Consider the following 24,156-nt stretch of genomic DNA (forward strand, 5'->3'; position numbering starts at 1 on the left):
TTATAAAAACCAATGAAAAAAATACTCACTCTACTCATATTATTTCCATTTATTTTTCTGTCAGCTCAGGATAATAATGATAATATATGTAAATACTTATCTGAAGAACTTAAAGAGAAACCTTTAGAATGCATTGATAAGTCGACCATTAAAGAAAATAATGAAGTCTATCAGTTTTTCAAATGGTCTGCATTTCGAGAAAATTATTTACTCAGAATAGAAAAAACAGGACATAAATATATTCTTGTCAAAAAGAAAATATATACAAGTGAATATGATCAGAAAACAGGTGAAAAAATAGATTCAAGATTTAAAATTCTTGTACAGAAAAATTTAACCCAAAAACAATATGTACAATTCATGAAGCTATTGTCTGAAAATCATTTTTGGCTTAACAATAATTATGAAGTTCCTACTACGTGTACAGATGGAGATGGTATAGTTATTTATGCAGTGAAGAAAAACAGTTTATTAAAAATGAGCAATGGCAACTGTGCTCCTCAAGATGAATATATGAATAATATGTATCAAAAAATCATCGAACTATTTAATGTATAGAAGAATAAAAATATCAAGTTGAAAATTTTACAAATAATTGGAATTTTCCTGGTAATCGGAATTCTAAACACCGTTATTTCCGGTGAATATATAAAACTACTGAAGCTTCCCAGTGGAGATGTTGCAATGATTTCTATTGGAGTTATGACCATATCAGGTATTTCCTTAGCTGTCTCAACAATTCTAATTTCAATCATTAGTATTCAAAAGCAGCTCAGTCTTACAATATCCCTCCTGATCTACCATATTATTTACTTTATAACTGTTACTTATTTTGGATTAGAATGGCCGATTGCAAGTTTTTCTTTTACGAATATTGATCTATTTATTATTCTCATTGGATTTACAGTATGGGGATTTACTTTTGCAACTATAAAATTTTTTCAATCAAGAAAAAAACAAACCCCATGACATTCAAAGTTTTTTTACTCTCCCTTTTATTATTTTCTGTAAAAGTTTTAGCCTGCAAATGTAATGGAGAACCCTCTTTAAAATCTTCGTTCAAAAATGCTGACTTTGTATTGATTGGGGAAGTATATGATATCTCAGAAGTACCTTCAGGATTCAAAACTGTACAAAACATTCTAAGCAAAGTCAAAATAAATAAAGTCTACAAATCAAATGACTATGGAGAATTCTATCAGCAGACTGCTACCCTTTTCGGATCTCCACTTCATTCCTGTGATGTTCTTTTTACCCAAAAGGGAAAATATCTGATTTTCGCCTATGAGGAAAAAGATACCGGATTTCTCCTCTCCGATCATTGTTTTGTACAAAAAAGATTAGACGAACTTTCTTCTGCAGAATTACAAGAACTGGAATCTTTAAGTTCTCAGTATAAAAAATTATCTGAAAATTCCGACACATCCAATAATACTGAACTTACAGATTTAATTGTGGACGACTTCAAACAATCCGACAGAGAAATTAAAGAACAAAAAAAAGAAATATTAACGCTCAATCAGCAGAATAACAGGTACAAGACAATCATTTATATTTCCACTTTTGTTATTGTTATGCTTCTGATAGCACTGATTTTGTTACGCAGAAGAACTCGATATTGACATGAATGACAGGAGATTGTTTGTTGTGAAAATCATGTGAAAACCAATTTACCTATATTATTTCAACCACCATAAAAATTTATGAACTCAACTATGAACCAAATTCAACAATATGAAAATTTCTTTCAGGAAAGTAGTCCATATTATCTTGAAAAATTAAATCTTTTTGAAAAAGGAAAAAAATTCACCTTTAACTATGCTGCTTTTTTCTTTGGTGTATTCTGGTTTCTCTATAGAAGAATGTACCTGGAAGCCATACTCATTTACTCATTCTTCTTTGTTGAAGGCTGCTTTGAAAAATTTTTCTTAGCCCCAATAATTGGAGTGGAGCAAACCAAACTGGTTGGCTATATTATTACAATTTTCATGCTTATTATTTTAGGTTTTTGGGGAAATCTTCTTTACCTCAACAAAGCAAAGAAAACAATAGAAAAAGCAGAGGAAAAATTTCCGGAATATGAACAGCAAAAAAAATATTTGAGCAAAAAAGGAGGAACAAGCTTTCTGTACGTAAGTATTTTATTGATTATAATAATTGCCTCAATGGCTTTGAGTTAAATATTTATTTAAGTGTTGAAAATCAAAGAATAATACAAACCTTATTTTTAGTAAAAAAAGCAAAACATTCCTATCTTTATCGTTATTTCCAACTCATACCTATTTAAAAAAATGAAAAAAGTAATATTAGATCTTGCCACTACTTTAGACGGTTTTATTGAAGGACCAAACGGAGAAACCGATTGGTGCATCATGGATGATGATATGGATTTTAATGGATTTCTTTCCGGAATAGACACTATTTTTTACGGAAGGGTAAGCTATGATGCCTGGGGAAACTATCAGCCGGAAGAGAATACAGATCCGGAAGAACAAAAAGTTTGGGAAGAAGTTCATTCAAAAAATAAATTTGTCTTTTCCAGTCAAAACAGAGAAGATGAAAATGCTGTTTTTATCAGTTCTGATATTGTAGAAAAAGTTTCAGAAATAAAAAAACAGGGCGGAAAAGATATCTGGCTGTATGGAGGAGCAAGTCTTATTAAAACTTTTATTCAGAACAATCTTATCGACACCTATAGAATATCCGTTCATCCGGTTGCTCTCGGGAAAGGGAAACCTCTTTTTGAAGATTTGAAGGGAAGGTTAAATTTAAAATTAATTAAAACCAATGTATTCAGATCCGGTGTAGTACAGCTTATTTACGAACCACAGACTCAAAGTTAATACAAGATGAATGCTCGCTTTAGTACCATTATTCTGTATGTAAAAAATGTTTCGTTGCTCGCCCATTTTTATGTAGAAAATTTTAATCTGAAAGTGATAGAAGAAGATCCAATATGGGTTTTGCTTGATGCGGGTGGTGTTCATATCGGGTTACACAAAATCGGAGATCAGTATCTTGATCAAATAGATGAAGGCTATATGTTTGACAACAATACTAAAATTGTTTTTGAAATTGACGTTGATATAGAATCTGCAAGAAATGAGTTGGTCTCAAAAAACATCAGCATGAGAGAAATTAAAACCTTTGAAAATTATCCTTTCCGGCTTTGTGACGGAACAGATCCTGAAGGAAATGTATTTCAGTTAAAAAGTAAAAAATAAAACTAATCTCCTACGGCCATGAAAAAAATATTAGGAATACTTTTCTACTTAGCAGCCTCCTGTATACTATCCGGGCAGAATATTTCCATCATTGAAAAAAAATTAGACCGTTCTTTTCAAAGAATTCAATACTGGTATGATGCACGCAATAAGGATTCATTTACCTATGATTCCCTGTATGCTGCCAACAGAAAATTTGAAAAGCTATTACAATATTATACTTCATCTAACCCTCAAACTCTGAGACATGACTTTAAATCACTCAAGAAAAACGGTTTGTCTATCAATTCTTCAGAAGATGGGAAGTTCAGAATTTATTCCTGGAACACCGAAACCGGAGGTACTATGCGCTTTTACAGAAGTGTTTTCCAGTATGAATCCGGTAAAAAGGTACAGAGTGAAGTTTTAAAAAGTAATATGGAAGATGATGCAGAAGCAATGTATTCTCAGATTAATGATGTCATTTCACAGAATAAAAAATATTATCTTGCTCAAAGTACTGCTGTTTACAGCTCTGCTCTTTTTCATCATACAATAAAAGTATTTTCTATTGAAAACGGGAAGCTCAACAGCAATGCCAAGCTCATCAAAACGTCTTCCGGCATTAAAAATGAATTGGGTTATGAGCTGGATTTTACCGCAACTTCAAACAGAGAGAATCCTATCAGCATTGAGCTTTTCAATACGCTGGATATTCAATATGATGCTAAAAAGAAAATCATCAGTATTCCATTGATTCGGGATGATTCCAGAATTACAGATAAAAAAATACGCTATCATCAGTTCAAAGGGAAGTACTTTGAAAAATTATAATATGAAAAAGATCATCGCTGCCACCAGTTTCATTCTCATTCTTACTCTGTTTTACTACCCCGTTTTTGACGACACAAAAATTTCATTCGGCATTATTTTTCTGTGCTTTGTTGTTCTTATATTTTCAGTAGCCAAACTCTATTCCCCTGACGAAGAAAAAGATTATGATTCATTTGAAAAAGAAATGGACAGACTGCATAAAGATGATGGAATATTTCAATATACAAATGATGGATTCTATTTTAAACAAAATAGTATAACAGAGTATATAAAATGGGATGAAATTGTTTCCATACATACCTTCAGTATTCCCTCTCCATTTGGTAATAGGCAGTCCGGATTGGAAATTACCACTAATGAAAAAAACTATGAATTTGATCATGCGGTAACACCCGGAATAGTAAAATTAACTGATCAGCTTTATGATAATCTTCCAAACTGTGAAGAGGATTCGCCAACAATAAGAATTAATAATTTCGGACTTGACAAGACAAAATTGTATGAAAGAAAAGCCCTATAATAAACATTCTTGATTATGCCAGTCATCTTTAAAATTAAAAACAAAACCAATTGGGTGGTAACCTTTATATTGGGTTTAGGTTTACTCATAATTTCTTTGATTATTCTGATCATCATTCCTCTTATGAGTATGCAGACGGAGGGCATTTTTATTATTTTCAATTATATTTTATCAGTCATCCCCTTTGCTGGTTTTTTTATACTACTTCTCTATTTCTGGCTTTGGAACACCTTTGGAAAAACAGTACTCACTATTGAGCCTGAACAAATAACAATCCGGTATAAAAACAAATTATTTACCGCCCCAAAAGTATATTTGAAAAAAGAAATTGATCAGGTTCAGACAAAGGATTTTACAATAGAAAAGTCTAAATTGGGAGTCCGCTATAATTTTTCTCTAAGCGGCTCAACGTATTCTGTTGTTTTCATACAAAAAGATCGTGAAATAAGAATTCTGGACTGGATCACCGAAACTAAAGCCTGTGAAATAACAGATGAAATAAAAAAAATGTGGTATTAAAAAATGTATAATCCAACCCGTAGAAATAAAAATATTGGCACAAAAAAACAAGGGTATGGTCAAAATAATAAATTGACAATTTCCTCTCCTTATGGCGATCTCAAGTCGTTTTATGAAAAACTTACTGATTACCAAAAAGAAATACGGCTTATCAACAATCATGAATTTATATTTATAATTGAAAAGCTCCGCAAAAACTCGATTCATTCTTGCTCTATCAACGACATAGAGAGAGTTATAGAGAATTTACCTATTGAAGATTATGGAGAATTAAAATATATCATTTTAAGGCAACCCAAACGAAAGGAGGAAATTCTTTCACCGGTTTGGGGAAGATTAATCTATAGCTATGATTTCGAAAATGAATATTTTCCTGCCATTATTTTAGATGCCATTGATTTGGAAAAACAATTATTTTGGCCTAAAAAACAAACGATTGAGGATCAACAGGAATTTGAAAGGTTAAAAACAGATGGTCATACTTTTACGGAAACAAAAAGAAATTTCATAGCAGAATTCCAACCTCAAAATATTAGAAATACTCAACTTTATAGAACTTTACCACATGAGTTTGGACATTATGTTCATTATTTGGAAGTTGTTGAAAGACCAGGATATAATGAAAATAAAGAAGATATTGATTATGATGCGTATGACGAAAGAATGTCCTTATATTTCCGGATTCCAAAAAGCGAAAAAGAAAAATTTGCCCATACTTACGCTGAGAAATTAAAAAGTAAACTCGTTAATGAAAACAAAATTCCTTTTGATTCTTTAGATTAAAGAATGATTAGAGAAAAAACCGTAACATCTATTCTTAAATATTTTTTTCAAATTCCATGTAATATTATCACACTTAAAAGTGTCTTATTTAAAAAATTACATGAGATCTATTTTAACCTGTATCGCTTTATTGCTTGCAGTACATCCCCTTTTTTCGCAGAAATCTAAAAAACTGGAAGAACTATTCTCAACGTATGAAAAGGCAGGATTGTTCAATGGTTCTGTTCTGATTGCTGAAAAAGGAAAAATCATTTTTGAAAAAAGCTACGGCTACAGAAATGCTCCTAAAAAAGAGAAAAATACCAATAACAGCCTATACAGGGTTTTCTCCACCACAAAAATGTTCACTGCAATAGTTATTTTTCAGCTGGAAGAACAGGGAAAATTATCTCTGAATGACAAGCTGTCCAAATATTACCCTGACTTTCCTAAGGGCGACAGTATTACCATTGCCAATCTGTTATCTCATACTTCAGGAATTCCCAATGATACCAACTCTGAATATACTGTAGATGAAGAAACATTTTTACAATATATTTCTGCAAAACCTCTGAATTTCTCGCCTGGTAAGGATTGGGATTACTCCAATTCCGGATATTATATTCTTGGCTATATTATTAAAAAAGTGACAGGCCTGAACTATGATCAAGTCATAGAAAATAATATCCTGAAACCTCTGAAAATGGATCACAGCGGATTTCATTTCAACAACGTTACCGATGAAAATAAAGCATTCGGATATGAATTTTTATCTGATAACCTGTCAAACGAAGCATTACGTTTTAAAACAGATCACCCTTTTGGCGCAGGAGCAATGTATTCTACCGTAGAAGATTTGTTCAGATTCAATGAAGCACTCAAGAACTACACCATCCTTAAAAAAGAAACCTTAGAAAAAGCTTTCACACCCTATCTTAAGGATCATTATGGCCTGGGTTTCCAGATTTCAACTGTTTTTGACAAAAAAAGAGTGGGTCATGATGGCGGCGGACCTGGCTACAGAAGCAGATACTATAGAGTCCTTGAAGATGATATTTGTGTGATTGTTATTTCAAATTCAGAACTATCACACACCGATTTTATTCTTCCTTTGGCAGAAAAAATACTGTACAATAAACCTTATCGCATTCCAGCCATTGCAAAAGTGAGTGCAGAGGATTTAAAAAAGCTGGAAGGTGTTTATTATACAGAAAACTCAAACTTCTACATAAAAAGTTCCGATGGACGACTGGTTTTCAAAGAAGGCAGTTACCCAAGAAATGCCCTGTTACCAAAAAGTAAAACATTATTTCAGCTTGATGAAAAATTCACCTGTACATTCCAGCCTGATCAAAATGGGAAAATAGAGACTCTTGTTATTCATTTTTGGGATGGAACAGTAAAAACAGCCAAAAGGAATACCAATAATCTTACCTGGGGAATTATAGGAAATGCGACTCCTAACGGCTGGGACGGAAAAGACATTCCGCTACAGACTGATCTTAAAAACCCCAATATTCATTTTCTGAGAAATTATAAACTGAATAAAGGTAATCTTAAATTCAGATTTAATAACGACTGGGGATATAGTTTGGGACTAAACAATGATGATAAAAGTATTGCCTTTGATTCCTATGATTTTCCCATCAAAGAAGAAGGAATGTATGATATTGTTCTCGACATGACCAACGCAGTACAACCACAATACAGCATAAAAAAATCTGTTCAATAAAACCTGCATCTACAAAGTAAAAAATACACATTTTCAAACCGTTCTAAAAACAGAACGGTTTTTATTTTGAATATCCGTTGATATTTTTTATTACTTTTATCTCACACAAAATCAAACCACAAAAAATAATCTATGCCTCATTTTATTATAGATTGTTCACAGGATATTATTCATCAGAGGACACCTGATGAGTTAATGGATGCCATTTATGAAGTGGCCCATGCAACAGGCCTTTTTGCTCCCAACGATATTAAAGTCAGAATTCAACCCTATCAGTATTACAGATTAGGCAATGGCAAGAAAAATTTTCTGCATGTGTTTGGATATATCATGCAGGGACGCAGTACAGAACAAAAAGCCGATCTCTCAAAACAAATCTGTACCCGACTTTCAGAATTACTGCCTGACATTTCTTTTCTTTCTGTAAGTATCAGTGACTTTGAAGCGGCAACATACAGCAACAAAGCCCTAATTGATCCTGAAAACATGGATAAAAACAGGCATTTCGGTTTATAACATTCACCTTTACACCAACTAAACATTAATAATATGAGCTTAAAAACATTAGTCAGCAAAAGTGCACAGTACAACAATTGGGTAGTCAATAAATACATCGACTGGTTATCCACAAAGTCTGATGAACAACTCAACCAGGAAACCATTTCAAGCTTCCCGACTATTTTAAAAACGCTACACCATATCTGGCAAACACAGGAATACTGGTGGAGTCACATTTCTGAAAAGAATGATTTTGATTTTACAAAAACAACAGAAACCACCAGCAAAGAAGATGTTTTCAATGCCATTAAAAACAATTCACAAAAGCTGGTAGATTATGTGGAAAATCTATCTGAAGAAGATCTTTCAAAAAATGTAAAGATAGAATCCCAATGGTTTCAGTGTGATTTTTCCAAATATGAATATATCCAGCACGCTATTCTCCACGGAACATACCATAGAGGGCAAATTGTAACGATGGGAAGAAATATCGGAATAACAGACGCTCCCATGACCGATTTCAATTTTTGGAATATTTATAAAGATCAGTAATAAAATCAACGGTTTTGTGGATAAGTCTGAAGTAAAATATCAGTATCATCACAGAAACATAATTAAATAACTGATTTCAAGCAATTTACATTAAAAATATTCAGTTATCCACATCTTAAAATATTTGTGGATAACTTTATATGTATCTATTTACTCCTGTGGATAAACTATGGATAACTTTTCTCGTCATTGAAAAAACACACCGTAATTAACTGTATTTCTTTAATTTACAGTAAATATAAATTTTCGTGAAATTTCCACAATAGAAAATCATGTGGATAAGTTCTGTGGATAACTTATCAACATTTTTTAACAGAAATCTCAACTTATCCCCTATTCTTATTCTTATATAATCACTGTGATTTTGTAAATTTGGTTTATAATACACCAATACTTACAATTATATATGGAAAAATTTGCAATATCATCAGACGGTCAGAAAATTCATTATAAAGAATCCGGAAAAGGGAATACAACATTGATCTTCATACACGGATGGCTGGGCAATACCGAATGGTGGGAAGACCAGCAAAAATATTTCAGCAGCCGATATCATATTGTACAAATGGATCTTGCAGGACATGGAAAATCTGATTCTTCCAGACAGGAATGGACAATCACAAGATATGCGGATGACATTAAAGCAGTTGCTGATGCTGTTCATTCAAATAAAGTTATACTTGTAGGACATTCTATGTCCGGGGCTTATGTGCTCGAGGCTTCATTGAAAATCCCACAGGTGAAAGCATTAATTCTGATTGATACCCTGAAAAACTTAGATGAATCTTATACGGAAGAACAGACTGAAGAAGTTTTATCACAATACAGAACCGATTTTAAATATACTGTGGAAAACATCCTTCCGCAATATCTGTTTGCCGAACAAACTCCTTCTGACGTAAAGGAAAGACTCCAGCACGAATTTCTTCAGAATGACCCTGAACTGGCAATCAATGTCCTCAGACCGCTATACAAAGCTGATGTCAATACAATTGCAAAGCAAGTTCAGGTGCCAGTGATCGCCATCAATTCGGATGCTTCTCCTACCGATGCGGAAACCAATCGAAAATATCTGAAAAACTATGACTATGTGACCATTGAAGGAGTTGGACATTATCCTATGTTGGAAAAGCCAACTGAATTCAATACTATTCTTGATAATGTTATCAAAAAACTAATCTAATATTTAATCATGCAAAATACCAGAATTTTCGCAACAGCATTCTCCAGCGTTTACCCACATTATATTCAAAAAGCCGAAAAAAAGGGACGCACCAAAGAAGAGGTACATGAAATCATATTCTGGCTGACGGGATATGACGAAAAAAACCTGCAGGAAATACTGGATCATAAAACTGACTTCAAAACATTTTTTGAACAGGCTCCACAGATGAATCCCAATGTTTCATTAATTAAAGGAGTCATTTGTGGATATCGTGTAGAAGAAATTGAAGATGAACTGATGAGAAATATCCGGTATCTGGACAAACTGATTGATGAACTGGCGAAAGGAAAGAAGATGGAAAAAATATTAAGAGCAGTTTAAAAATAAATATCCTTTTACAAACTTATAAATCTGAAAAATATCTTCTCCAATTCAAAAAACTTCCCGAAATTAGCGGTCTGTGCGTTAAAAACTATTCAATGAAATAAAAATTTAAATTACAACATACAGCAAAACTTAGTATAAGTTTTCTTCGGGGCAGGGTGAAATTCCCTACCGGCGGTTACAGTCCGCGACTCCTTTCTTTTGAAGGGACTGATCTGGTGAAATTCCGGAACCGACAGTTAAAGTCTGGATGGGAGAAGAAAATGAGATGATCAATAAGATTCCTTATGGACTCTTGTTGTGTCGTATTTCATTTCCATGTACCGAAGACTATTTTAACTTTTAAAAGTAAAATAACATGGAAAAATTATTAGAACAATTCGGAGCTACCTCCAGAGAACGTGTAGAAAAAGCACTTCAAACATTACAAAAGGGAAAAGGTATTCTATTAGTAGATGATGAAAACCGCGAAAACGAAGGCGATATCATCTTTCCCGCTTCCACTATTACAGAACAGGATATGGCACTTTTAATCCGCGAATGCAGCGGCATTGTCTGCTTATGTATTTCTGAGGAAAAAAGCCGCCACCTCAACCTTCGTCCAATGGTGGAAAACAACAATTCAAAAAATCAAACTGCATTCACAATTTCCATTGAAGCCAGAGAAGGTGTGGAATCAGGTGTTTCAGCAAGAGACCGTGTAACAACAATCAGAACAGCGGTAGCATCAGATGCAGAGGCCGAGCATATTGCAAGTCCCGGTCATGTTTTCCCCCTGATTGCCAGAGAAGGTGGTGTATTTGAAAGACGCGGGCACACTGAAGGCAGTGTAGACCTTGTAAAAATGGCCAATCTGGGTGATGATGCCGTACTTTGTGAACTGACTAACGAAGACGGTTCTATGGCAAGACTTCCTGAAATTGTGGACTTTGCCATCAAAAAAGGGATGAGTGTGGTGACCATCGAAGATATTTATGCTTACCGTAAAATGGTAATGAGCAACTAAACTTAAAGATTTTTAACGCACAGAGCCGCCTGCTGATATGACCAGCAGGCGTTTTTATTAAAAATTTAACAAAAAACAAATAAAATTAATATTTGAATACTATTTTTTAATTATTTTTAACAAAAAATTCTGACTATGAAAAAATCTTTACTCCTTTTATTAGGAGCGTCTGCCATGGTTTCTGCGCAGATCACGCTTACAAAAGCGACCAATGACCCTATTTCTGGAAACGTTGTTAATTACAATCTTGCAAGCGGAGGAGTAAACAACTCTGCAACCGGACCTAACGCTACCTTCTCAAACTCAGGACTTACGATGGGAGCAGCATCACAAACAACCTATTTAACGCCTACTTCTACTGAAATAGCGACTTTTCCAGGTTCCACAATTAAAATGATAGACGGTGCAACCACCGTTTATTACAAAGCTTCATCTGCTAAACTGGAGATTACTGGAATGGTAAATTCACAGGCAACGTTAAACTTTAATGTGGATAACGGTACTCACATTAATTATCCAACAACTTACGGACCGGCACAAACCGATACAGCAAAAGGAACTTTCTCTTCATCTTCTGCTAACGGATTATTCAGTGGTACAATGACTTCCATTGCTGATGCATACGGAACATTAATTATCGGTAATCAGACATACAGTAATGTCCTTAGGATAAAATTTACACAAAACTTGAACCTATATTCATCTTTTGATATTACTTATTCTAACCCTATTGGTGCCATTACCAATACAGCTTATTCTTATTACGATGCTTCTCACAGATATGCATTGCTAAATTCTACCATTGGAAATATCAGCATTCCGTTGTTGAGTATCAACCAGAATGTAATCACTTCATTTGCATTAAGTGAAGCATTCCTGGCCGTAAACAATGCTGCGAAAAAAGAAAGCCTAGTAGTTTATCCAAACCCGGCACAAGACTTTATCGGTTTCAAGGGAAATACAGATAATTACTCTAAAGCCAACATTTACAGCCTGGATGGAAAACTGGTTAAAACTTCAGAAGTAAAATCTGGAAACATACAGATTTCAGACCTTCCACCAGCATCTTATTTCATTGAGGTCAGTGGAAAAAATGCTGCAGAAACAAAGAATACAAAATTCATCAAGAAATAATAAAAACAAAATCCCCGCTCCTACAAATGAGCGGGGATTTCTTATTAACATTCAAACTTGCATTTAAAAGGTTGCTGCAGGAGCCGTTTCATTATTAAGCTTTCGCTGAATCTCTGTTTTTTTTCCTTTAGAGAAATCATAACTTAATCCTAATACAAACATGGATTTATTGTTCATAATCTGTGTATGAATTTTATAATCAACCAAACTTTCCGGTAAACTTTTCGTTTTGTATTCCGAAGGCATTCCTATCCAGTACATGCCTGTGGAAAACGTCCAGTTCTGATGTTTATAGCTTACAAAAATATTATTCTGGTTTTCATTTGTATTCAGGAAAGCTCCATTAAGGCTATATACCGGAATATTGAACTGATACTGCACTGAGAAAGATTTATATTCTGATGAAAGCGAAAAATAATTTCCTAAATAATCATTTTTGATTAAAGCCCCTGTACTTGTCCTTACGGTTTCAGAAGTCGGTGTGATTACAGCTTTTACAATAAGTAAGCTGTTCCCAAAGGGCTTATAAGATCCCGTCAGCTGTACCCCGTATCGCTGTCCGTTCTTCCCGTTTTCATAAGTCAGTGCATACCCTCCCAATATATCATCCTGAACATAATACTGATTAATCACACGGTTAGTATACCTGTAAAACAAACCTGCATTAAAATCAAAATATTTATTATTAAAAGAATAGGTCAGGTTATTAGAAAAGACCTGTTGTGATTCTAAAAAAGGATTCCCTCTCTGAACAATATTGGGAGCCAATTGCACCACATTACTACTCAAAGCATTACTCCATGGACTTACTGGATTGTAACTTGCGGTAAAACGAAGATTCTGATTACCTTTAATCTGATAGGCTAAAATCACTTTCGGAGTAAAAGTCCATTCATCAAAAGTATTCTCTGCACTTTTGTTATGAATATTCGTAAGACCAGCTCCGATGCGGTAACTGAATTGATTCACCTTTCCTGCAAATTCGGTATAAAAATACTGTTCCAGATAAGTGACACTGTATTGAGAATATCCGGCAAGGTTATTCAGATCATTGGAAATAGAAGACCTTGAAATACGATATCCGGATGAAAGTTTTCCTGCTTTGAAATCGTGTGTATGAGAAAGCTCTCCCACCATACTCGTCTGTTTGGCTTTCAGCATCATATCATTATCATATACAGACAATCCCGAGCCTACCACCCATTCTTTTGCTGTTTCTGTAGTATTTGTAGTATAATAAGAGCTCACCACATTAATACTCAACTCATCTTTTTCACTAATTTTTTTTGAATAATAAAGGTCCAGTTTAGGAATTACATAGTCCGACCCATTATTTTTAAACATACTGTGCTCTTCCTTCAGGTTATCTTCAGCAAAGACACTCTGCCCCACTCCTTTTGAAAATCTGCTGAAAATATCCATATTCAGTTTAGCCTGAAAAGCATAATCATCAGGAACAAGTCTTGTATACCGCAAAGCAATATTCTGGAAAGAATATCCGAAATGATCTGTTCTGTTTTCATCCGAACGGTAATGTTTTCCATTGAGCTGATAGTCATAGATACTGTTCACCCTTCTGTCATTATAATCTCTCAGATTCAAAGAATATTCCAGTCCGAAATTATTTTTTCCTTTTGTATAATTCGCATAGGCCGAGCTATTTACAAACCCGGTATTTAAAGCAGTAGAAATATCAGCTCCGAAAACATATCCTGTTTCTGTAGATTTTGTAAGAATATTAACTACCGTATCTGCCCTCGTTGCCCATCTTGCAGGCGGAATGTCATAATACTCTACCTTTACCACCTCACTGGGTGCAACACTCCGGATCTGCATATCTGTAACTTCAATGCCGTTGATAAGGAACAGTATAGTTCCTCCTTTCGTGCTGGTAATCGTATTTGCTACCGGATCCAGCTGCAATTCCGGAAGTGTACGAAGAAGATCTTTTGCGTATCGGGCTTTTTCCAGAGCTTCTTTGTCAAAAGTATAAACAGCTTTGTCTGCAAACAACTTTTTATGCTGTGATTTCAAAATAACTTCCTGAATTTCTTTGGTGGCCGCAGCATCAGCCGTATCATTTTTAGTCTCTTGTGAAAACATAAAAGTGCTGCAAAGAAAGAAGATGGTATATATAGTTTTTTTCATGGATGAAGATGAATTATACCATTAAAACAATCAATCCCTCATGTTTGTTACATTTATAATGGCAAACCAATTAAAAAGCAATGAATAAGTTTTCTTCAAAATTTCAGTTATTATGTTAAATCCAGCCCGTTTTTTGCTGGTATTTTTTACATCACAAAATATAGAGTCATGAAAAAAGTATTCATATTAATTCCGTGCTTCCTGTTTTCTGTGCTGGGGGCTCAGGAAATTCAGAACAGTTCAGCAGAGAAGATGAATATCATCAAGACCAATGTCACGGCTTATGCATTCCGAAATATCAATCTGTCTTATGAACGGGCGATCAACCAATGGTTTTCCGTGAATATTGGTTTCGGAACTATGCCGGAAGGGAAAGTCCCTTTTATCAATGCTTTTCTGAAAGATGAAGATGAGAAAAGATTCCAGAATCTTAGGGTAAAAGCGACCAATTTCACTATTGAACCGAGATTTTATATCGGGAAAGGTTATGGAAAAGGATTTTATTTTGCTCCCTATTACCGCTATTCAAGTGTAACATCCAATGCTTTTGATTTTTATTATGATTATAACGGTCCGAATGGAGTCACTTATCAGGTACCACTTAAAGGACAGGGAGATACAAAAGGGAACAGTGGCGGATTAATGGTCGGCGTACAATTCTTTTTGACCAGAAGCCAGAATCTTGTACTGGATTTTTGGATTGCAGGAGCTCATTATGGAAGCGGAAAGGGAGATTTTACCATGACTTCAGATTATGTACTGACTCCTGATATGCAGGCTCAGCTAAAAAAAGAAATTGAAAATCTGGATATTCCGTTTGTAAAATATACGGTAGAAACGAATGCCAATGGTGCCAGAATAAAAGTGGACGGCCCTTGGGCGGGTTTCCGAAGCGGACTTTCCATTGGATATAGATTTTAAAAAATACAATCCTTTATTTATACCAACCGTTCTTTTCCAGAGCGGTTTATTTTTTCCTGAAATTTGTATCTTGGACGCTATAATTAACAAAACTTTCTGGAAAATATCATGATGAATTCGTCCACTATTACTACCGCTCAAAGAATTAAAGCCATCATAGGCGGATCTATCGGAAACCTTGTGGAATGGTATGACTGGTATGCGTATGCAGCTTTTGCCATTTATTTTTCCCATTCATTTTTCCCGGATTCTGACCTGAATGCCCAACTGATGAATACCGCAGGAATATTTGCTGTAGGCTTTCTTATGCGTCCTATCGGTGGATGGCTATTCGGTAGCATTGCGGATAAGATCGGAAGAAAAAAAGCAATGACTCTTTCTGTTCTTTTGATGTCTTTTGGATCTTTACTGATTGCTCTTACACCTACTTATAAATCTATAGGTATTCTGGCTCCTTTATTACTTTTATTGGCAAGATTACTTCAGGGGTTGAGTGTGGGCGGTGAATACGGAGTCTCTGCAACCTACCTCAGCGAAATGGCAACACAGGACAGAAGAGGGTTTTATTCAAGCTTTCAATATGTCACTCTAATTGGCGGACAGCTTATAGCACTGGGAATTCAGCTTATTTTACAAAAATTGCTTCTGACTGAAGCTCAGCTTGAAGATTGGGGCTGGAGAATTCCTTTTGTAATTGGGGCTATGCTTTCTATCATTGCATTATACCTCAGAGCCAACCTTCATGAAACGGAAGCTTTTGAAAATAAAAAAGAAATCAGCGAAAAGAAAAAGGGAACTGTAAAAGAGCTTCTGAAACATCCCAGAGCCCTGCTTACTGTTGTAGGTCTCACTTTAGGAGGAACATTGGCATTTTATACCTACACCACCTATATGCAAAAATTCCTGGTGAATACATTACACCTTACCAAGGAAGAGTCTACACTGGTTTCTTTTATTTCACTATTTATTTTCGCATGCCTTCAGCCTGTATTTGGAGGGCTATCTGACAAGATTGGAAGAAGACCGCTTCTTTTAGGATTTGGTATTCTGGGAACGTTGTGTACTGTTCCTCTTCTTACAGCATTGAGTACAACCACTTCAATATGGAGTGCATTTTTTCTGATTATGGCAGCATTAATTATTGTAAGTGGATACACCTCCATCAATGCAGTGGTAAAAGCAGAACTTTTTCCTTCCGAAATCAGGGCACTAGGTGTGGGCCTTCCTTATGCTATTACAGTGGCTATATTTGGGGGAACAGCAGAATATATTGCCCTTTGGTTTAAAAAGATTGGTTCAGAAGAATACTTTTACTGGTATATTACCGGGTGTATTCTTTTTTCTCTGGTCGTTTATATAGGAATGAAAGATACTAAAAAGACTTCTACACTTGATCAGGATTAATATTCCAGTAATTTATAAAAAACGTTCGCCGCAGATTCTCTGCGGCGAACATTCTATTTTTTAATGATAGGCCTGTTTAAATTTTTCAATCATACTGTCCAGATTATGGCGCTGGACGTAAATGCTCTTTACCTCTTCATACCTCGGCGATTTGTAGAAAACCTCATGGAAATCCATACTCCCGTTTCCTACTTTTACAACTTTCTGTACTTCGATATTCAACTTTCTCAATTCGTCTTTGAAGACTTTAAATTCATCTTGGATACTACTGCTCATTAATATTTTTAGTTTTTTAGTTAAAAATTCCATTCACCCCTTCAAATGTTAGGGGTAACATCTCAAATTCCGAATAAAGTTAGTAAATTTATTAACACAAAGTAACACTTTGATAATATTTTATTATTTTTTTTACAAATAGTCAGTCGATATTAACCGATTGATACATATTCCGTATTTTTACGATCATAAAAAAATGTAACAACCTTATACAAACTATGAATATTAAAGCATTTTTCTCTTTATTTTTCTTTCTACTGCTTACTTTTCTGCAGGGTCAAAAAATGGAATTCAAAGCACCGGATTATGCTGCCATTCAAAAAAATATTGAGGATAAAAATTCAGAGTTCTATTATCCGAAGCTTTTAAAAAGATTAAAACAGAACGATACCCTTCTTACCAGCAATCAATATCGTCATCTTTATTTCGGTTATACGTTTCAAAAAGGGTATGAACCTTATAAAACAGGCAAGAAGGCTGAAGAGGTTGCCAAATATTATCGTGGAGAAGGTATTTCGCAAAAAGATCTTTCTAAAGGAATCCAGCTATTTCTGAATGCTTTGGATGAAAATCCTTTGGATCTGCGCGCGATGAATTATCTTGCTTATCTGTATCATTTAAATAAAGATGATATCACTGCTGAAAAAATTGCAGGAAATTTCCACGGACTATTAAACGCCATTCTAACTTCCGGTGACGGACTGAAGTGTGAGACAGGCTTTCATGTCATTTCCGTAACAGATGAGTATGTTCTTTTAAACAGATTTCAAATGGAAACAAAATCACAAAGTATAAAAGGGAAATGTGACTATCAGGAGTTTGAAAAAGACAAATATAAAATTCCAGGATTTTATTTTGACATCAGCCGATTCTATGGAAGAATATAGGAGTAATTAATTCCTATATTTCATTCATTATTTCATCATTCTATGATTCAAAAATAGCAGCTATCAATTTTTTTTAAAATAAATTTCATATGATTTCGCCCTAATAATAAGGGTTTCGGAGAAGGAGAAATATTTTTCCAAAAAAATAAATAAATTTTGTGTAACATTTTTTGAAGGTTCGTCTCTAAAAGACAAATAAACTTTAAAACTTTAGAAATCATGAAAAAATTTACATTCCTTCTTATCATCATGTTATTTTTTTTAGCGGTATGCAATATATTCGGTCAGGAAACCACCTATCCGTTTGAAGTTAAAAAAACAGGAAAAGGGAATCAGTCATTAATTTTCATTCCGGGATTTGCCTCTTCGGGAGATGTATGGAACGAAACCACTGCAAGATTTGAAAAAAACTTCACCTGTTATACTTTAACAATGGCCGGATTTGCCGGAGCTCAACCACAGGCAGACGCCAGCTTTAAAGATTGGGAAAAAGGAATTGCTGCTTACATCAAGAATAATAAAATTGACAAACCCATCATTATTGGGCATAGTATGGGAGGCGGCCTGGCTTTGGCTATTGCAGCTGATTATCCTGAGCTTGTAGGTAAAATTGTAATCGTAGACACCCTTCCCTGCCTGGCAGCAATGGCTGATCCTAATTTTACCTCAAAAGAAAACAACGACTGTACTCCTGTCATTACTCAGTTAACCGCTATGAATGATGAACAGTTCCGTAAAATGCAGACTCAGGCTATGCCACATCTTCTGGCAGATAGTTCTATGCAGGAAACTGTAATCAGCTGGAGCATGAAATCTGACCGAAAAACTTTTGCTAAAATGTATTGTGATTTTTCCAATACCGACCTCAGAGAGAAAATAAAAAATATACAATGTCCTTCTCTTATTCTTTTAGAGTCTTTTTTTGTCAATCTTAAGCCAACTATTGAAGGACAATACAAAAATTTAAAAAATGCCAATATGCAGTACGCTTCAAAAGGATTGCATTTTATTATGTATGATGATAAAGATTGGTATTTTAATCAGCTTACTCACTTTTTATCTGCGAAATAATGGTTTTTGAAGAGATATACGAACTCTATTGGCAAAGGATATTCCGTTTATGCATGGGATATGTGAACGACACCGACATTGCTCAGGATCTTGCCCAGGAAACATTTATCATTGTATGGCAGCAGCTCCCGAAATTCAGAAATGAATCCAGCATAGGAACATGGATCTTCAGAATTGCCTCTAATACCTGCCTCAGACAGATTGAAAAGGAAAAGAAATTTACTAAAACTGATCTGCCCATTAATTTGGAAGAGAAAAAGCAGGAATCTATGGAACCTCAGATACAAATGCTGTATCAGTTTATTTCTGAGCTGCCTGAAACAGACAGAATTATTATTTCATTGGAACTGGAAGAGATAAAACAGGCTGAAATAGCTCATATTGTAGGACTTTCAGAATCCAACATCAGGGTAAAGATTCACAGGATAAAAGAAAAATTAACGCAAAAGTTTAAAGAAAATGGCTACTAATATTGATTTCAAAAATATATGGAAGCAGCAGACTTCCAACAAACCCAATCTGGAGGAGCTTCTTGGAAAGCTAAAAAAATTCAGAAACCAAAATCTGCGCAGGCTCATCTTTGCTAATATTGGATTAATCGCTACTTCATTAGTAATTCTTTTCATCTGGTACCGTTATCAGCCGGAAATGATCACAACAAAAATCGGAATCGTGCTTGTAGTTCTGGGGATGGCTATCTTTCTATTGGCCTATAACAAAATGTTTATGGTATTTTACAAAATTGATCAGACTCAATCTAACCATGAATATCTACAAAGTTTATATCTGGTAAAAAGTAAGCAAAAATTCATGCAGACCACCATACTCAACTTGTATTTTATCATGCTGTTTCTGGGAATATGCTTTTATATGTATGAATATACTTCAAAAATGACCATTGGTTCTGCTGTTTTGACTTATTCAGTAACCTCATTATGGGTCGCATTTAACTGGTTTTATTTAAGACCCAGAACTATAAAGAAACAACAAGGAAAACTTGACGAATTAATTAATAAATTTGAAGAGATCAATAATCAATTAAAAGAATCATGATATCTTCTGACAACAAAAACCACTGGGAAAATGTATATGAGACCAAAAATCCTGATCAGGTAAGCTGGACTCAGAAAAAACCTCAAACCTCTCTTGATTTTATAAAATCTTCCGGATTGGGAAAAGATGCTAGCATCATTGATATCGGCGGTGGAGACAGCAACCTCGTTGATTTTCTTCTTGAGGAAGGTTATGAAAATATTACCGTGCTGGATATTTCCGCCAAAGCTCTGGAAAAAGCACAGGAAAGACTGGGAAATGCTGCCGGTAAAGTAAAATGGATTGCTACAGACATTACCGATTTTGAACCTACTGAAGTTTATGATATCTGGCACGACAGAGCTGCTTTTCATTTCCTGACAACACCGAAACAGGTTTCAAAATATATAGATATTGCAGAAAAAAATGTGGATAACTTTATGATCATTGGAACTTTTTCTAAAAATGGTCCCACCAAATGCAGCGGATTGGATATTCAGCAGTATGATGAAGAATCATTAACAGAAAAATTTGAAAAAAGTTTTAAAAAGTTACAATGTATTACCGAAGATCACACAACCCCTTTTGAGACCGTTCAGAATTTTGTGTTCTGCAGTTTTAAAAAGCATTAGTGAATTGTATGTATTTTTTTTTAATATAAAAAAGAGAGTCGGTAATGACTCTCTTTTTTGTTTATCTAAACTTTGAAACAGTTCTTTATTATGATTCTTTTTCTTCTTCCACTTCCACTTCATGACGAAGCTGAGCTTTGTAAAGAGTGGCATAATATCCGTTTCTATCCAGAAGCTCAAGGTGCTTTCCTTCTTCTACGATTTTACCGTGTTCCATTACAATGATCTTATCCGCTTTTTCAATGGTGGAAAGTCTATGGGCAATAATAATGGATGTTCTGTTTTTAGTAATTTTTTCTGTAGCTCTCTGAATCAGCTTTTCACTTTCGTGATCAATGGAAGAGGTTGCTTCATCCAGAATTAAAATTTTCGGATCTGATAAATAAGCTCTCAGGAAAGACAACAGCTGTCTCTGCCCTAAAGAAATGGATGAACCTCTTTCACTCACTACATAATCATATCCGCCAGGAAGCTGCTGAATAAACTGATCCACTTCAATCTCTCTGGCACCGGCTTTTATTTTATCAAGCGTGATACTGTCATCTCCAAAAGCAAGGTTTTCAAAAATACTTCCATGGAAAAGGAAAACATCCTGTAATACCACTCCGATATGGCTTCTCAGGTTATAAAGCTCATAATCTTTTAAATCCACATCATCAATCAGAATATTCCCGGAATTGATATCATACAATCTTGTGATTAAGCTGATGATGGTAGATTTCCCGGCACCCGTTGCACCAACGATTGCTACCGTTTCTCCCGGATTTACTTTAAAATCAATCCCTTTCAGTACTTCCTGTTTTTCATCATAGGCAAAATGTACTTTCTGGAATTCAATTTTTCCGGCAAAGTGGTCTTTCTTCACTGTTCCGTTATTTGACATTGAGTTTTCTTCATCCATCAATCCCAATACTCTTTCTGCTCCTACAATTCCTCGCTGGATATTATTAAAGCGGTCTGCAATCTGTCTCAAAGGACGGATCAGCATTGAAATATACTGGATAAATGCAATTACTACTCCGGCACTGATGGTAATATAACCTCCATAAAAAAGGATAAATCCTATAAACAATGACGAAATAAGTTCTACTACCGGAAAGAACAATGAGAATATAAATACGGTTCTCAGTAATGCTCCTTTCAGTGTAATATTGATATCATCAAATTTCTTAAACTCAGATTCCTGTCTGTTGAATACCTGAATAATTGGCATTCCGGCAAGCCTTTCCTGAACAAAAGAGTTCTGATTGGAAGTCCAGTTTCTTTCATCCCCAAAAGCTTTCTTAAGTCTTTTCTGAAAGAATCTTGTAATCATTACCATCAAAGGTAAAATAGCCAGTGTAATATAACTCAGATGAACATTGGTACTGAACATCATGACCAATACAAACACAATTCTCAGAATATCCCCGAATACCATCAGGAAACCATCGGTATAGACAGTTGCAATGGTTTCCACATCTCCTACAGCACGCGTTACCAGCTGTCCGATAGGCGTTTTATCAAAAAATGAAGTCTTGAAATAGATCAGCTTAGCATAGAGGCGCTCTCTGATATCTCTGATCACATTCTGCGAGATAAAATTTGAAAAATAAACCAGGAAAAAGTTTAAAATAGTTTCTGCAAATACCAATCCTACAAGGATATAGATATGCTTCATCATCAAAGCCTTATCATGAAGCTTTGTAATGTCATTATCCACCACCTGCATTGTAAGATAAGGCCTGTAAGTAGAAACGATAGAAAGGAATATGGAAATTATAAGGGTAAGGATGAACCATGAACGAAATTTCATTCCGATAAAGAACAGCCTTTTTATAATTCCCCAGGTATCTTGTTTTTTCATTGTACGAATCGAAAGAAAGAATTAAAATAAAATTCTATGCAAAAATAAGACTTTATAACCGGACTGCCTTTACAACTTTTGCAAATCGTCATAGAAAATTTCAGATACCTACCATTTACAATATGAATATATTAAGCGTTCTTTTGTATCCAGTCCAGAACATATTCTGCTACTTCTTCCCAATTTTTTTCTCCACAGATAAAGTGGCTTCTGCCTGCAAATTCTTTAAAATCTACAATACTGTTCGAATCTTTATAGGCTCCCGCAATTTTTTTTGAAAATTCAGCAGGAAAAATTTTATCATTAGAGCCTGCAATGAACAATACGGGCTGATGGGGTTTCTTTAGATCTAATTTAGCAGAAGCTTTGAGTAAAGGATCTCTTGCCAGTTTTCGACTTTCGGGAGCAGCTACCTTTTCATACAATTTATCACTTTCTTCTTTAGAATAATTATTAAAAAAAGCTTTGTGATACCAATCTTTCGTTCCTAAAAACGGACTGTTTCCTTTGAAAAAGTTAACCACAGGCCAAACAATTTTTACCGTAGAAAAAGGAGCCATCACATTTTTGGGAGGCGCACCATCTATACTCACTCCTGCTGCTGCTTTTCCCATATCAATCAGTTTCTGAACCATAAGTCCTCCAAATGAGTGTCCGATGACAATAGGTTTTTCAGGAAGGCTGTCAATCAGTTTTACAAGATTATTCACCGTATCATCAAAGCCCACATGTCTCAATTCCTGGGGAATATTATTTTTTAAATTCACGGGATCTCCTTCATGTCCCGGATTTGAAGGTGTATGCACGGTATACCCTTGAGTTTCGAAATACGTTTTCCATTCTTTCCAGCTTGTATTATTCACAAATAATCCATGAATTAATACGATCGTTTTTGTTTTCATATTTTTTACTTTTTGTATTGTTAAAATGATGAAACAAATTTCCGCAGATAAAATGACGAAAACTTTAACTCAGGTTAAAATCGCACTATTTACCTGAAATTCTTTTTCTTATCCTGCTCAGAGAAGGTCCCTGAATGCCAAGATAAGAAGAAATATGATAAAGCGGAACATTACTGAAAATATCCGGATGTTCTTTCATCAGATCCAGGTATCGTTCTTCAGGAGATTTTAATAAGAATCCTTCCACTCTTGTCATCGTAACATTAAAAGCTGCCTGTGCAAGAAGACGTCCGAACTTTTCCCACTGATGAGATTGTTTATAAAGCGAAAGCAAGTCTGTATGCCGGATATAAATAATAGAGGCATCCGTAAGAGACTGAGTAAAATAATCACAGGGAATCTGATTGAGAAAACTTTTAAAAGGAACCACAAAACCGTTAGCCGAATACAGAAATACATTCTTTTCTTCCCCCGTATCTCCATTAATGACATAAGAACGGAAAACACCATCCACTATAAACCCTAAATAAGAGCAGACATTCCCCTGAAGATTATAAAAATCTCCTTTTTTATATTCTCTGGGCAGCCAGAACTCTTCGGACAATCTGAAATCATCTTCGGAAAGTCCGGCAAAATGATGCAATGCAAAGGCAAGTTTCTCAATTTCAGTCATGATTATTTTTAGTATCTCTTACATCATTTAAAAATACCCTTAATTTTTGATACTA

29 protein-coding genes and 1 riboswitch are annotated in these 24,156 nt (G+C 34.8%); of the genes, 24 read left to right on the forward strand and 5 right to left on the reverse strand.

The features are described 5' to 3' along the window. Positions 1-12: 12 nt before the first annotated feature. From CQ022_RS11705 to CQ022_RS11785, 17 genes are all read left to right on the forward strand, one after another. A complete protein-coding gene (locus CQ022_RS11705) occupies positions 13-558 on the forward strand; it encodes a hypothetical protein (RefSeq protein ID WP_105681555.1) in 546 nt (181 codons plus the stop codon). Positions 559-576: 18 nt separating this feature from the next. Beyond that, entirely contained in the window at positions 577-969 is a 393-nt protein-coding gene (locus CQ022_RS22970; protein WP_105681556.1) for a hypothetical protein, read from the forward strand. Then, positions 966-1,622 carry a hypothetical protein gene (locus tag CQ022_RS11715; protein WP_105681557.1) on the forward strand — a complete coding sequence of 219 codons (657 nt, stop codon included), beginning with the start codon at positions 966-968 and terminating at the stop codon, positions 1,620-1,622. The genes CQ022_RS22970 and CQ022_RS11715 overlap by 4 nt, the downstream gene beginning before the upstream one ends. A gap of 93 nt (positions 1,623-1,715) precedes the next feature. Further along, the gene (locus tag CQ022_RS11720; RefSeq protein WP_165791612.1) at positions 1,716-2,180 is read left to right on the forward strand and encodes a DUF2628 domain-containing protein; all 465 of its coding nucleotides are present in this window, start codon (positions 1,716-1,718) and stop codon (positions 2,178-2,180) included. A gap of 111 nt (positions 2,181-2,291) precedes the next feature. Beyond that, entirely contained in the window at positions 2,292-2,843 is a 552-nt protein-coding gene (locus CQ022_RS11725; RefSeq protein ID WP_105681559.1) for a dihydrofolate reductase family protein, read from the forward strand. Positions 2,844-2,849: 6 nt separating this feature from the next. Continuing rightward, a complete protein-coding gene (locus tag CQ022_RS11730; RefSeq protein WP_105681560.1) occupies positions 2,850-3,224 on the forward strand; it encodes a VOC family protein in 375 nt (124 codons plus the stop codon). Between the two features lie 18 nt (positions 3,225-3,242). Continuing rightward, positions 3,243-4,037 carry a hypothetical protein gene (locus CQ022_RS11735; RefSeq protein WP_105681561.1) on the forward strand — a complete coding sequence of 265 codons (795 nt, stop codon included), beginning with the start codon at positions 3,243-3,245 and terminating at the stop codon, positions 4,035-4,037. 1 nt (position 4,038) lies between these two features. Continuing rightward, complete coding sequence (locus tag CQ022_RS11740; RefSeq protein ID WP_105681562.1) at positions 4,039-4,557, forward strand: hypothetical protein; 519 nt, start codon at positions 4,039-4,041, stop codon at positions 4,555-4,557. Between the two features lie 15 nt (positions 4,558-4,572). Beyond that, positions 4,573-5,076 (forward strand): hypothetical protein, encoded by a 504-nt coding sequence (locus CQ022_RS11745; RefSeq protein WP_105681563.1) that lies wholly within the window; start codon positions 4,573-4,575, stop codon positions 5,074-5,076. A 3-nt stretch (positions 5,077-5,079) separates the two neighbouring features. Then, positions 5,080-5,859, forward strand: coding sequence for a hypothetical protein (locus CQ022_RS11750; protein ID WP_105681564.1), 780 nt, complete (start codon positions 5,080-5,082; stop codon positions 5,857-5,859). 100 nt (positions 5,860-5,959) lie between these two features. Beyond that, positions 5,960-7,570: a serine hydrolase gene (locus CQ022_RS11755; RefSeq protein ID WP_105681565.1), complete on the forward strand. Its 1,611-nt coding sequence runs from the start codon at positions 5,960-5,962 to the stop codon at positions 7,568-7,570. A 132-nt stretch (positions 7,571-7,702) separates the two neighbouring features. Then, entirely contained in the window at positions 7,703-8,086 is a 384-nt protein-coding gene (locus CQ022_RS11760) for a 5-carboxymethyl-2-hydroxymuconate Delta-isomerase (RefSeq protein WP_105681566.1), read from the forward strand. 33 nt (positions 8,087-8,119) lie between these two features. After that, on the forward strand, positions 8,120-8,620 hold the full coding sequence (locus tag CQ022_RS11765) for a DinB family protein (protein WP_105681567.1): 501 nt from the start codon (positions 8,120-8,122) through the stop codon (positions 8,618-8,620). 406 nt (positions 8,621-9,026) lie between these two features. Beyond that, positions 9,027-9,803 carry an alpha/beta fold hydrolase gene (locus tag CQ022_RS11770; protein ID WP_105681568.1) on the forward strand — a complete coding sequence of 259 codons (777 nt, stop codon included), beginning with the start codon at positions 9,027-9,029 and terminating at the stop codon, positions 9,801-9,803. A gap of 9 nt (positions 9,804-9,812) precedes the next feature. Continuing rightward, positions 9,813-10,166 (forward strand): DUF2200 domain-containing protein, encoded by a 354-nt coding sequence (locus tag CQ022_RS11775; RefSeq protein ID WP_105681569.1) that lies wholly within the window; start codon positions 9,813-9,815, stop codon positions 10,164-10,166. 143 nt (positions 10,167-10,309) lie between these two features. Continuing rightward, a riboswitch (FMN riboswitch) is annotated at positions 10,310-10,435 on the forward strand. Positions 10,436-10,527: 92 nt separating this feature from the next. Next, a complete protein-coding gene (gene ribB, locus CQ022_RS11780) occupies positions 10,528-11,175 on the forward strand; it encodes a 3,4-dihydroxy-2-butanone-4-phosphate synthase (protein ID WP_105681570.1) in 648 nt (215 codons plus the stop codon). Positions 11,176-11,310: 135 nt separating this feature from the next. After that, positions 11,311-12,309 carry a T9SS type A sorting domain-containing protein gene (locus CQ022_RS11785; RefSeq protein ID WP_105681571.1) on the forward strand — a complete coding sequence of 333 codons (999 nt, stop codon included), beginning with the start codon at positions 11,311-11,313 and terminating at the stop codon, positions 12,307-12,309. A gap of 63 nt (positions 12,310-12,372) precedes the next feature. On the opposite strand, the gene CQ022_RS11790 is transcribed toward CQ022_RS11785, so the two are convergent. Further along, positions 12,373-14,457 (reverse strand): TonB-dependent receptor domain-containing protein, encoded by a 2,085-nt coding sequence (locus CQ022_RS11790; protein WP_105681572.1) that lies wholly within the window; start codon positions 14,455-14,457, stop codon positions 12,373-12,375. A 168-nt stretch (positions 14,458-14,625) separates the two neighbouring features. Here CQ022_RS11790 and CQ022_RS11795 point away from each other — a divergent pair, with 168 nt between their 5' ends. Both CQ022_RS11795 and CQ022_RS11800 read left to right on the forward strand, forming a co-directional pair. After that, entirely contained in the window at positions 14,626-15,378 is a 753-nt protein-coding gene (locus tag CQ022_RS11795) for a DUF3575 domain-containing protein (protein ID WP_105681573.1), read from the forward strand. A gap of 108 nt (positions 15,379-15,486) precedes the next feature. Further along, entirely contained in the window at positions 15,487-16,782 is a 1,296-nt protein-coding gene (locus CQ022_RS11800) for an MFS transporter (protein ID WP_228421542.1), read from the forward strand. Between the two features lie 60 nt (positions 16,783-16,842). On the opposite strand, the gene CQ022_RS11805 is transcribed toward CQ022_RS11800, so the two are convergent. After that, positions 16,843-17,058 (reverse strand): hypothetical protein, encoded by a 216-nt coding sequence (locus CQ022_RS11805; protein ID WP_034696179.1) that lies wholly within the window; start codon positions 17,056-17,058, stop codon positions 16,843-16,845. Between the two features lie 284 nt (positions 17,059-17,342). Here CQ022_RS11805 and CQ022_RS11810 point away from each other — a divergent pair, with 284 nt between their 5' ends. From CQ022_RS11810 to CQ022_RS11830, 5 genes are all read left to right on the forward strand, one after another. Beyond that, complete coding sequence (locus CQ022_RS11810; RefSeq protein WP_228421544.1) at positions 17,343-17,945, forward strand: DUF4919 domain-containing protein; 603 nt, start codon at positions 17,343-17,345, stop codon at positions 17,943-17,945. A 219-nt stretch (positions 17,946-18,164) separates the two neighbouring features. Beyond that, entirely contained in the window at positions 18,165-19,016 is an 852-nt protein-coding gene (locus tag CQ022_RS11815) for an alpha/beta fold hydrolase (protein ID WP_105681575.1), read from the forward strand. Next, positions 19,016-19,486 (forward strand): RNA polymerase sigma factor, encoded by a 471-nt coding sequence (locus CQ022_RS11820; protein WP_105681576.1) that lies wholly within the window; start codon positions 19,016-19,018, stop codon positions 19,484-19,486. The genes CQ022_RS11815 and CQ022_RS11820 overlap by 1 nt, the downstream gene beginning before the upstream one ends. Further along, positions 19,476-20,069, forward strand: coding sequence for a hypothetical protein (locus CQ022_RS11825; protein ID WP_105681577.1), 594 nt, complete (start codon positions 19,476-19,478; stop codon positions 20,067-20,069). Before CQ022_RS11820 ends, CQ022_RS11825 begins: the two co-directional genes overlap by 11 nt. Further along, positions 20,066-20,680, forward strand: coding sequence for a class I SAM-dependent methyltransferase (locus CQ022_RS11830; RefSeq protein ID WP_105681578.1), 615 nt, complete (start codon positions 20,066-20,068; stop codon positions 20,678-20,680). The genes CQ022_RS11825 and CQ022_RS11830 overlap by 4 nt, the downstream gene beginning before the upstream one ends. A gap of 88 nt (positions 20,681-20,768) precedes the next feature. On the opposite strand, the gene CQ022_RS11835 is transcribed toward CQ022_RS11830, so the two are convergent. The 3 genes from CQ022_RS11835 to CQ022_RS11845 form a co-directional block, all read right to left on the reverse strand. Then, positions 20,769-22,526, reverse strand: a complete 1,758-nt coding sequence (locus CQ022_RS11835; protein WP_105681579.1) for an ABC transporter ATP-binding protein — start codon at positions 22,524-22,526, stop codon at positions 20,769-20,771. A 131-nt stretch (positions 22,527-22,657) separates the two neighbouring features. Further along, entirely contained in the window at positions 22,658-23,428 is a 771-nt protein-coding gene (locus CQ022_RS11840) for an alpha/beta hydrolase (RefSeq protein ID WP_105681580.1), read from the reverse strand. Positions 23,429-23,513: 85 nt separating this feature from the next. After that, entirely contained in the window at positions 23,514-24,101 is a 588-nt protein-coding gene (locus CQ022_RS11845) for a Crp/Fnr family transcriptional regulator (RefSeq protein WP_105681581.1), read from the reverse strand. Positions 24,102-24,156 lie beyond the last annotated feature (55 nt).

It is taken from the genome of Chryseobacterium culicis (assembly GCF_002979755.1).
GTDB lineage: Bacteria > Bacteroidota > Bacteroidia > Flavobacteriales > Weeksellaceae > Chryseobacterium > Chryseobacterium culicis_A.

Coding starts and splice junctions, on each gene's coding strand:
- CQ022_RS11705 (WP_105681555.1), top strand. CDS start 13: ATGAAAAAAATACTCACTCTACTCATATTATTTCCATTTATTTTTCTG.
- CQ022_RS11715 (WP_105681557.1), top strand. CDS start 966: ATGACATTCAAAGTTTTTTTACTCTCCCTTTTATTATTTTCTGTAAAA.
- CQ022_RS11720 (WP_165791612.1), top strand. CDS start 1,716: ATGAACCAAATTCAACAATATGAAAATTTCTTTCAGGAAAGTAGTCCA.
- CQ022_RS11725 (WP_105681559.1), top strand. CDS start 2,292: ATGAAAAAAGTAATATTAGATCTTGCCACTACTTTAGACGGTTTTATT.
- CQ022_RS11730 (WP_105681560.1), top strand. CDS start 2,850: ATGAATGCTCGCTTTAGTACCATTATTCTGTATGTAAAAAATGTTTCG.
- CQ022_RS11735 (WP_105681561.1), top strand. CDS start 3,243: ATGAAAAAAATATTAGGAATACTTTTCTACTTAGCAGCCTCCTGTATA.
- CQ022_RS11740 (WP_105681562.1), top strand. CDS start 4,039: ATGAAAAAGATCATCGCTGCCACCAGTTTCATTCTCATTCTTACTCTG.
- CQ022_RS11745 (WP_105681563.1), top strand. CDS start 4,573: ATGCCAGTCATCTTTAAAATTAAAAACAAAACCAATTGGGTGGTAACC.
- CQ022_RS11750 (WP_105681564.1), top strand. CDS start 5,080: ATGTATAATCCAACCCGTAGAAATAAAAATATTGGCACAAAAAAACAA.
- CQ022_RS11755 (WP_105681565.1), top strand. CDS start 5,960: ATGAGATCTATTTTAACCTGTATCGCTTTATTGCTTGCAGTACATCCC.
- CQ022_RS11760 (WP_105681566.1), top strand. CDS start 7,703: ATGCCTCATTTTATTATAGATTGTTCACAGGATATTATTCATCAGAGG.
- CQ022_RS11765 (WP_105681567.1), top strand. CDS start 8,120: ATGAGCTTAAAAACATTAGTCAGCAAAAGTGCACAGTACAACAATTGG.
- CQ022_RS11770 (WP_105681568.1), top strand. CDS start 9,027: ATGGAAAAATTTGCAATATCATCAGACGGTCAGAAAATTCATTATAAA.
- CQ022_RS11775 (WP_105681569.1), top strand. CDS start 9,813: ATGCAAAATACCAGAATTTTCGCAACAGCATTCTCCAGCGTTTACCCA.
- ribB (WP_105681570.1), top strand. CDS start 10,528: ATGGAAAAATTATTAGAACAATTCGGAGCTACCTCCAGAGAACGTGTA.
- CQ022_RS11785 (WP_105681571.1), top strand. CDS start 11,311: ATGAAAAAATCTTTACTCCTTTTATTAGGAGCGTCTGCCATGGTTTCT.
- CQ022_RS11790 (WP_105681572.1), bottom strand. CDS start 14,457: ATGAAAAAAACTATATATACCATCTTCTTTCTTTGCAGCACTTTTATG.
- CQ022_RS11795 (WP_105681573.1), top strand. CDS start 14,626: ATGAAAAAAGTATTCATATTAATTCCGTGCTTCCTGTTTTCTGTGCTG.
- CQ022_RS11800 (WP_228421542.1), top strand. CDS start 15,487: ATGATGAATTCGTCCACTATTACTACCGCTCAAAGAATTAAAGCCATC.
- CQ022_RS11805 (WP_034696179.1), bottom strand. CDS start 17,058: ATGAGCAGTAGTATCCAAGATGAATTTAAAGTCTTCAAAGACGAATTG.
- CQ022_RS11810 (WP_228421544.1), top strand. CDS start 17,343: ATGGAATTCAAAGCACCGGATTATGCTGCCATTCAAAAAAATATTGAG.
- CQ022_RS11815 (WP_105681575.1), top strand. CDS start 18,165: ATGAAAAAATTTACATTCCTTCTTATCATCATGTTATTTTTTTTAGCG.
- CQ022_RS11820 (WP_105681576.1), top strand. CDS start 19,016: ATGGTTTTTGAAGAGATATACGAACTCTATTGGCAAAGGATATTCCGT.
- CQ022_RS11825 (WP_105681577.1), top strand. CDS start 19,476: ATGGCTACTAATATTGATTTCAAAAATATATGGAAGCAGCAGACTTCC.
- CQ022_RS11830 (WP_105681578.1), top strand. CDS start 20,066: ATGATATCTTCTGACAACAAAAACCACTGGGAAAATGTATATGAGACC.
- CQ022_RS11835 (WP_105681579.1), bottom strand. CDS start 22,526: ATGAAAAAACAAGATACCTGGGGAATTATAAAAAGGCTGTTCTTTATC.
- CQ022_RS11840 (WP_105681580.1), bottom strand. CDS start 23,428: ATGAAAACAAAAACGATCGTATTAATTCATGGATTATTTGTGAATAAT.
- CQ022_RS11845 (WP_105681581.1), bottom strand. CDS start 24,101: ATGACTGAAATTGAGAAACTTGCCTTTGCATTGCATCATTTTGCCGGA.